This window comes from Haladaptatus sp. (assembly GCF_049589095.1).
Lineage (GTDB): Archaea > Halobacteriota > Halobacteria > Halobacteriales > Haladaptataceae > Haladaptatus.
In genome coordinates this window covers 1-6,653 of the sequence record NZ_JBAWAC010000132.1, presented here as the reverse complement: position 1 = coordinate 6,653, position 6,653 = coordinate 1, and the positions used below count along the sequence as shown (strand labels likewise).

The window sequence follows — 6,653 nt, the reverse complement described above, 5'->3', positions numbered from 1 at the left end:
CGGCAGCGGACACCGAATCGACGGCGGAAGCCGAGTCGGAGTTCGATGCTGGAACGGTGTCCGAGTCCGAGACCGCAACCGAACCCGAATCGGCGACCGAACCCGAATCGGCGACCGAACCCGAATCGGCGACGGAAACCACGGCTCCGGACGCCGATCCGGAACCCGAAACGCCGCCAGCGCAAGCTCGCGAGCCGGAGGAGTTCGAGGAACCGGCCGAACCGGAACCGACGGACGCCGAATTGGCCGATTCGGAACCGGCAGGGGGAGAACCGATCGGTGAAACCGGTGTCGAGGAGTTCGACACGGGGAGCGAATCCGCGGACGACTCCACCGACGAACTCGGCGATTTCGATTCGGGAACGGCCGAGGACGACCTCGGCGACTTCGACGACCAGCCGATGGGCGAGGACGTGAGCGGCGAGATGTACGAATTCGACGAGGGTGAGCGCGAACAGATCGAGGAGGAGTTCGGCACTGAGTTCACCAGCGGTGCGGAAGTCGATGCGCCGGGCGAAGCCGACATCGAAACACCGGAACCAGCCCAAGAGATGGCGACGGAATCGGAATCCGAACCGGACACCGACACCGCCGCCGAACCGGCAGAAGCGGCCGGACCGGAGGCCGGGACGGCACAGCCTGAACAGACTGAAGCGACCGAACCGGAACCGACGCCGACCGAAGCGGCAGAATCCGAATCCGAGTCCGAATCCGAACCGGCGGACGAGGATGGCAAGAAATCCACGCCCGACAACCTCGAAAACACCGTGATGGAGGTCATGCGTGACATGAACGACGGCGACGGCGTCGAGAGCGAACGCCTCATGGCGAACATCGTGAACTCCTACGACACGACGCCCGCCGAGGTCGAGGATGCGCTGCAGGACGCGCTGATGGCTGGACGGTGTTACGAATCCGGCGAGGACACCCTGAAACCCATCTGATGGCGCTGGTCGAACCGGTTCCCGGCGAACCGGCCGCAACCGCGACGCTCGGCGACGAACGGGCGCTCGTGGTGGCGGATTACCACGCCGGAATCGAGGACGGACTCCGTTACGAGCAGGGGATCAACCTCGACAGCCGTGCGGACGAGCGCCGCGAGCGAATGGCGTCGCTCGTCCGGCGAACCGACCCGGACAGGGTCGTCGTCCTCGGCGACTTCATGCACTCCATCGCCAGGCCGGGTGGGGCCGAGCGGGGCGAAATCGAGGTGCTGCTCGAATCCATCGACCAACCGGTGACGCTGGTGAAGGGGAATCACGACGGGGATATCGAGTCATGGGTCGACTGTGCGGTGACGCCGGGCGACGGGGTCCGACTCGGGGACGTGGGATTCGTCCACGGCCACACGTGGCCGAGCGAAGACGTGCTCTCGGCGGACGTGGTTTGTGTCGGCCACGAACATCCCTGCGTGCGATTGGAGGACTCGGTCGGCGGGAGCCGAATCGAACGCGTCTGGTTGCGCGGCCGCGTGAATCCGGAACCGTTCGTGGAACGGTATGACGGAGAGTTCTCCATCGACGCCCAACTCGTCGTCTTTCCCGCGTTCAACGACCTGACGGGTGGGACATGGGTGAACGTCGCGGGGCAGGGATTCCTCGCGCCGTTCCTGCCCGACGGACTCTCGGACGGTGAGGCGTACCTGTTGGATGGAACGCGATTGGGTGCGTACGACGAGGTTTGAACGGCCGTGTGTGTTTTCATGGCTCACGCTGTGTGACGATCCATGGACGTGAGCTTCGACTTCAGTGACGATGTCGTCTTGGTCACGGGTGCGAGCGGCGCGCTCGGAAGCGCGGTCTGTGCCGCGTTCGCGGACGCCGGGGCGACGGTGTGTGCGACCGACGTGGTCGAACTGGACGAGGATTCCCCGCTCGACGGCGAGCGAGTCGATTTCTACGAGGCCGACTTCACCGACGAGTCGGCCGTCGAAACCGTCGTTTCGGACGTCGTCGACGACCACAGCGGTCTCGACGCGCTCATCAACATCGCGGGGACGTGGAAGGGCGGGTCACCCATCGAGGAGACGGACGTGGGGACGTTCGACCTGCTGTTCGACGTTAACCTGAAGACGATGTTCCTGGCGGCCAAACACGCGCTGCCGCATCTCCAGGAGAGCGAGGGAGCGATCGTGAGCGTCAGCGCCCGAGCGTCGCTCGAAGGCGGCGAAGGTGACGGGCCGTATCGGGCGTCCAAAGCGGGAGTCAGACTGCTTACCGAGACGATTGCCGAGGAGAATTCAGGTGTGGTTCGAGCGAACGCCGTGATGCCGAGCGTCATCGACACGCCCGCGAACCGGGAGATGATGCCCGACGCCGACCACGACGAGTGGGTTTCCCCAGAAGATATCGCTTCCGTGATGTGTGTGCTCTGTAGCGACGCCACGAGCGTGACCAGCGGGGCGGCGGTTCCGGTGTACGGCGAGGCCTGATCCGACCTGGAAACTATCATTACGTCTGAATCTTTTCGGTGTCAATTAGTCTCTCAGAGGTACGATATCACGCCGCTCTGATTTCGGATTCGGGTGTTTGGAGGATTGACGAGTCATTTTCTTACACAGAAATACTATGAGATAATCATTTATTCGGGTGATTAATTGACATCGTGCAGTTTATACGCATCAGTTAAGAATGGCAGGCATACACATGTCACAACGAGAAACGTGGACATCCCGAATGGGGTTCATTCTGGCTGCTGTCGGAAGCGCCGTTGGACTCGGCAACATTTGGCGATTCCCGTATATGTCTGCACAGAACGGCGGGGCGGCCTTCCTCGTGGTCTACCTCGTCGCGGCGGTTCTCATCGGACTACCCGCCATCCTCGCGGAGTTCGTCATCGGGCGCGAGACCAAGAAGAACATCGTGGACGCGTTCAGAAACCTCGGCGGTCCAGTCGCAGGAATCATCGGACTCCTCGGCTTGTTCACCGGGTTCTGGATTCTGTCGTACTACAGCGTCGTCGGTGGTTGGGTCATCCAGTACATCATCGGGAGTTGGAACGGCGCGTACTTCGGCGACCCCTCCCAGTACTTCGGACAGATTTCGGCGGGTACTGGAACGATACTGTTCCACTTCGTGTTCATGATACTCGTCGTGGGTATCGTCGCGCTGGGTGTCGAGAAAGGCATCGAAATGGGGACGAAAATCATGGTTCCGTCCATCGCCATCCTGATGGTCGGACTCGCCCTGTGGGCGTTCACCCTCGACGGCGCTGCAGCGGGCTACGACTACTTCCTCTCGCCCGACTTCGGCGTCATCGTGGACAACTACCAGTCCATCATCCCCGCCGCCGTCGGACAGGCGTTGTTCTCGCTCTCGCTCGGAATGGGGGCCATGGTGACGTACGCGTCTTACTTGGACGGTGACGACAACCTTCTCACCGATGGACTCAGCATCGTCGGCTTGAACTCCTTCATCGGTGTTCTCGCCGGATTCGTCGTCTTCCCGCTCCTGTTCGCACAGAGCATCGACCCCGGTGAGGCCGGCGCGGGTGCGGTGTTCATCACCCTCGCAAAAGCGTTCGCAAAACTACCGGGTGGGAAGTTCATCGGCGTCGTCTTCTTCGTCATCCTTCTCATCGCGGCGCTCTCGTCCGCCATCAGCCTCCTCGAAGTGGTCGTCTCGTACTTCGTGGATAACTACTCGCTCAGCCGACCGGTCATCACAGTCATCGTCGGCGTCATCGTGTTCGCCCTCGGTGTTCCGTCGGCACTGAGTCTCGACACGTTCACCATGTTCGACAATATCGCGTCGAACCTCCTCCTACCCCTCGGCGTCGTGCTGACCGTCATCTTCGTCGGATGGGTGTACAGCGCGGGAGCGGTTCAGGAACTCCGACGTGGCCTCGGTAAGACCCGCGGCAACATCGGCACGATTTGGCTCACGCACCTCCGAGTGGTCGTGCTCATCGCCGTCATCGGAACGCTCGCACTGAGCCTGATGTCGTTCTTCTGAGCGTCGTCCGGCACCGGCACTGATTCTTTTTTGTCGAGTACTTAAACAGAGGCGGGTAAAATCGACGAACCGTAGACGACAGTCCTGATTTCATGTCCATTCGAATCTGAAAATCGATTTCTGATGCCCCATCACGTGTGTTAATAGCGTTTTGATGGTTTCTAACCTCGAAAGTCTCATATCCCCTGGGCAAGCGAGTGCATAGCAATGGTACGTGAATCGTGGGCGAGTCGGGTCGGCTTCATCCTCGCGGCGGTGGGGAGCGCGGTCGGCCTCGGCAACGTCTGGCGCTTTCCGTGGATGACGGCCGAATACGGCGGAAGCGCATTTCTCGTGGTCTACCTCTGTATCGTGTTGCTCGTCGGCGTCCCCGGACTCCTCGCGGAGTTCGTCATCGGTCGCCGCTCGAACCGAAACCCGGCCGGGGCGCTGGCACGTCTCGCGCCCGGCACCAAATCGTGGGGTTATGTGGGGTTGTTCGGCGTCCTCACGGCACTCGTCCTCTTGTCGTTCTACAGCGTCGTCGGCGGGTGGATCGTTCGTTACTTCGTCGCCAGTTTCTCGGGGTCGTACTTCGTCGACCCCTCCGGTTACTTCGGCACCATTAGCTTCGGCTGGGAAGCTGTCGCGTTCCAAGTCGCGTTCCTCGCACTGACTGCACTGGTCATCATCGGCGGGGTCCGCCGCGGCATCGAGGCCGCGACGAAGGTGATGATGCCGGTCATCGTCGTTCTGCTCGCGGTGCTCGCCGGATGGGCGATCACCCGACCCGGCGCGGGAGCGGGGTTGTCGTTCTACCTCCACTTCGACCCGGCACCGATCAAGAACGACCCCATCGGGATGCTCCGCGCCGCGGCCGGACAGGCGCTGTTCACGCTCTCGCTCGGCGTCGGGACGATGATCACCTACGCCTCGTATCTGGGCGAGGACAACAGCCTCCCGTTCGACGGGAGCGTCATCGCCGTGCTGAACACCGCGGTCGGTGTCCTCGCAGGGCTCGTCGTCTTTCCGCTCCTGTTCGCGTTTCAAGGCGGTCTCACGGAAGTCACGAGAGGCGGCGAGTCCGGCGCGATTTTCATGGGCGTTGCCGGGGCGTTCCGTGAGATGCCGTACGGCGAGGTCGTTGCCGTCGGCTTCTTCGCCGCCATTCTGTTCGCCGCCCTGTCGAGTTCCATCAGCATGCTCGAAATCCCCGTCGCGTATCTCGTGGACGAACAGGACGTCTCCCGGCGGAACGCGACGCTCGGCCTCACCGGACTGGTGCTCGTCACGGGTGCGGTCTGTGCGCTCACCCCGTCCGTGTTCACATTCGTCGCGGGAACGCTGGTCGATCTGATGCTGACGGCCGGACTCGCCGGATTCCTCGTTTTTACAGGGTGGGTCCTCGGCAAGAACGCCCTCGCGGAGTTCGATTCCGGCGCGGGTGGAATCGCACGGTCACTCGGAACGCCGTGGCTGTGGGGTGTCAGGACGATTCTGCCGCTGTTCCTGCTCATCACGCTCGCCGTGAACCTCTACTCGTTGCTGTAATCTGGTGGACCCTTTCCCGACACAGTACGGAAACCTTTTGCGCCCGCTGGTACTGCAATTCCGCAATGACAATGCGTCCGGGTGTTCAGCGATGACGATGGACGAGCGCATCGACGAACTACGCGAAAAACGCCGCGAGGCGGAGCAGGGCGGCGGTGAAGAGCGCATCGAGAAGCAGCACGAGCGGGGGAAGATGACGGCGCGCGAGCGCATCGACTACTTCCTCGACGACGACACCTTCAACGAGTTCGACCAACTGCGAACCCACCGAAGCCACAACTTCGGCATGGAGGAAAAGCAGGTGCCCGGCGACGGCGTCGTGACGGGATACGGCGAGGTCAACGGCCGAAAGGTGTTCGTGTTCGCCCACGACTTCACCGTCTTCGGTGGCTCGCTCGGCGAAGTGTTCGCCCAGAAAGTGACGAAAGTCATGGACAAGGCGATGGAAGTCGGCGCGCCCATCATCGGACTGAACGATTCGGCCGGTGCGCGGATTCAGGAAGGTGTCGAATCCTTGGCTGGCTACGCGGACATCTTCCACCGCAATCAACAGGCCTCCGGCGTCGTGCCCCAGATTTCGGCCATCATGGGGCCGTGTGCCGGTGGAGCAGTTTATTCGCCCGCCATCACCGACTTCATCTTCATGGTGAAGGACACGAGCCACATGTTCATCACCGGCCCGGACGTCATCGAGACGGTCACGGGCGAGGAAGTCACCTTCGAGGAACTCGGAGGCGCGACGACCCACACCGACAAGAGCGGGGTCGCCCACTTCGCCGAGAACAGCGAGGAGGATGCACTGGACGACATCCGCCGTCTGCTCTCGTATCTCCCGCAGAACAACGTCGAGGACCCGCCGCGCTTCGACCCGTGGGACGACCCGGAGCGCCGCGACGAGGAACTGAAATCCGTCGTGCCCGACCAACCGCGCAAACCGTACGACATCACACGCGTCATCGACGGCGTCGTCGACGAGGACTCCTTCTTCGAGGTGCAGGAAGGCTACGCGAAGAACCTCGTCGTCGGCTTCGGCCGCCTCGACGGCCGCTCGGTTGGCATCGTGGCGAACCAACCTCGCGTCAACGCCGGAACCCTCGACATCGAATCCTCGGAGAAAGGCTCGCGGTTCGTCCGCTTCTGTGATTCGTTCAACATCCCCATCGTGACGTT

5 protein-coding genes and 1 pseudogene are annotated in these 6,653 nt (G+C 62.2%); all 6 read left to right on the top strand.

From position 1 onward, the window contains the following. Positions 1–944, top strand: a pseudogene (locus WBV42_RS04565) (hypothetical protein); the annotation flags it as partial. Then, a complete protein-coding gene (locus tag WBV42_RS04560; RefSeq protein ID WP_423984980.1) occupies positions 944–1,684 on the top strand; it encodes a metallophosphoesterase in 741 nt (246 codons plus the stop codon). The pseudogene WBV42_RS04565 and the gene WBV42_RS04560, both read left to right, overlap by 1 nt. A 42-nt stretch (positions 1,685–1,726) precedes the next feature. Beyond that, positions 1,727–2,431 carry an SDR family oxidoreductase gene (locus WBV42_RS04555; protein ID WP_423984979.1) on the top strand — a complete coding sequence of 235 codons (705 nt, stop codon included), beginning with the start codon at positions 1,727–1,729 and terminating at the stop codon, positions 2,429–2,431. A 214-nt stretch (positions 2,432–2,645) separates the two neighbouring features. Beyond that, complete coding sequence (locus WBV42_RS04550; protein WP_423984978.1) at positions 2,646–3,953, top strand: sodium-dependent transporter; 1,308 nt, start codon at positions 2,646–2,648, stop codon at positions 3,951–3,953. Between the two features lie 207 nt (positions 3,954–4,160). Beyond that, a complete protein-coding gene (locus tag WBV42_RS04545) occupies positions 4,161–5,483 on the top strand; it encodes a sodium-dependent transporter (protein WP_423984977.1) in 1,323 nt (440 codons plus the stop codon). 97 nt (positions 5,484–5,580) lie between these two features. Further along, on the top strand, positions 5,581–6,653 hold a 1,073-nt coding region (locus WBV42_RS04540), incomplete at its 3' end, for an acyl-CoA carboxylase subunit beta (RefSeq protein ID WP_423984976.1).

Excerpts from the sequence above, each read along its gene's own strand:
- WBV42_RS04560 (WP_423984980.1), top strand. The coding sequence starts at position 944 with ATGGCGCTGGTCGAACCGGTTCCCGGCGAACCGGCCGCAACCGCGACG.
- WBV42_RS04555 (WP_423984979.1), top strand. The coding sequence starts at position 1,727 with ATGGACGTGAGCTTCGACTTCAGTGACGATGTCGTCTTGGTCACGGGT.
- WBV42_RS04545 (WP_423984977.1), top strand. The coding sequence starts at position 4,161 with ATGGTACGTGAATCGTGGGCGAGTCGGGTCGGCTTCATCCTCGCGGCG.
- WBV42_RS04550 (WP_423984978.1), top strand. The coding sequence starts at position 2,646 with ATGTCACAACGAGAAACGTGGACATCCCGAATGGGGTTCATTCTGGCT.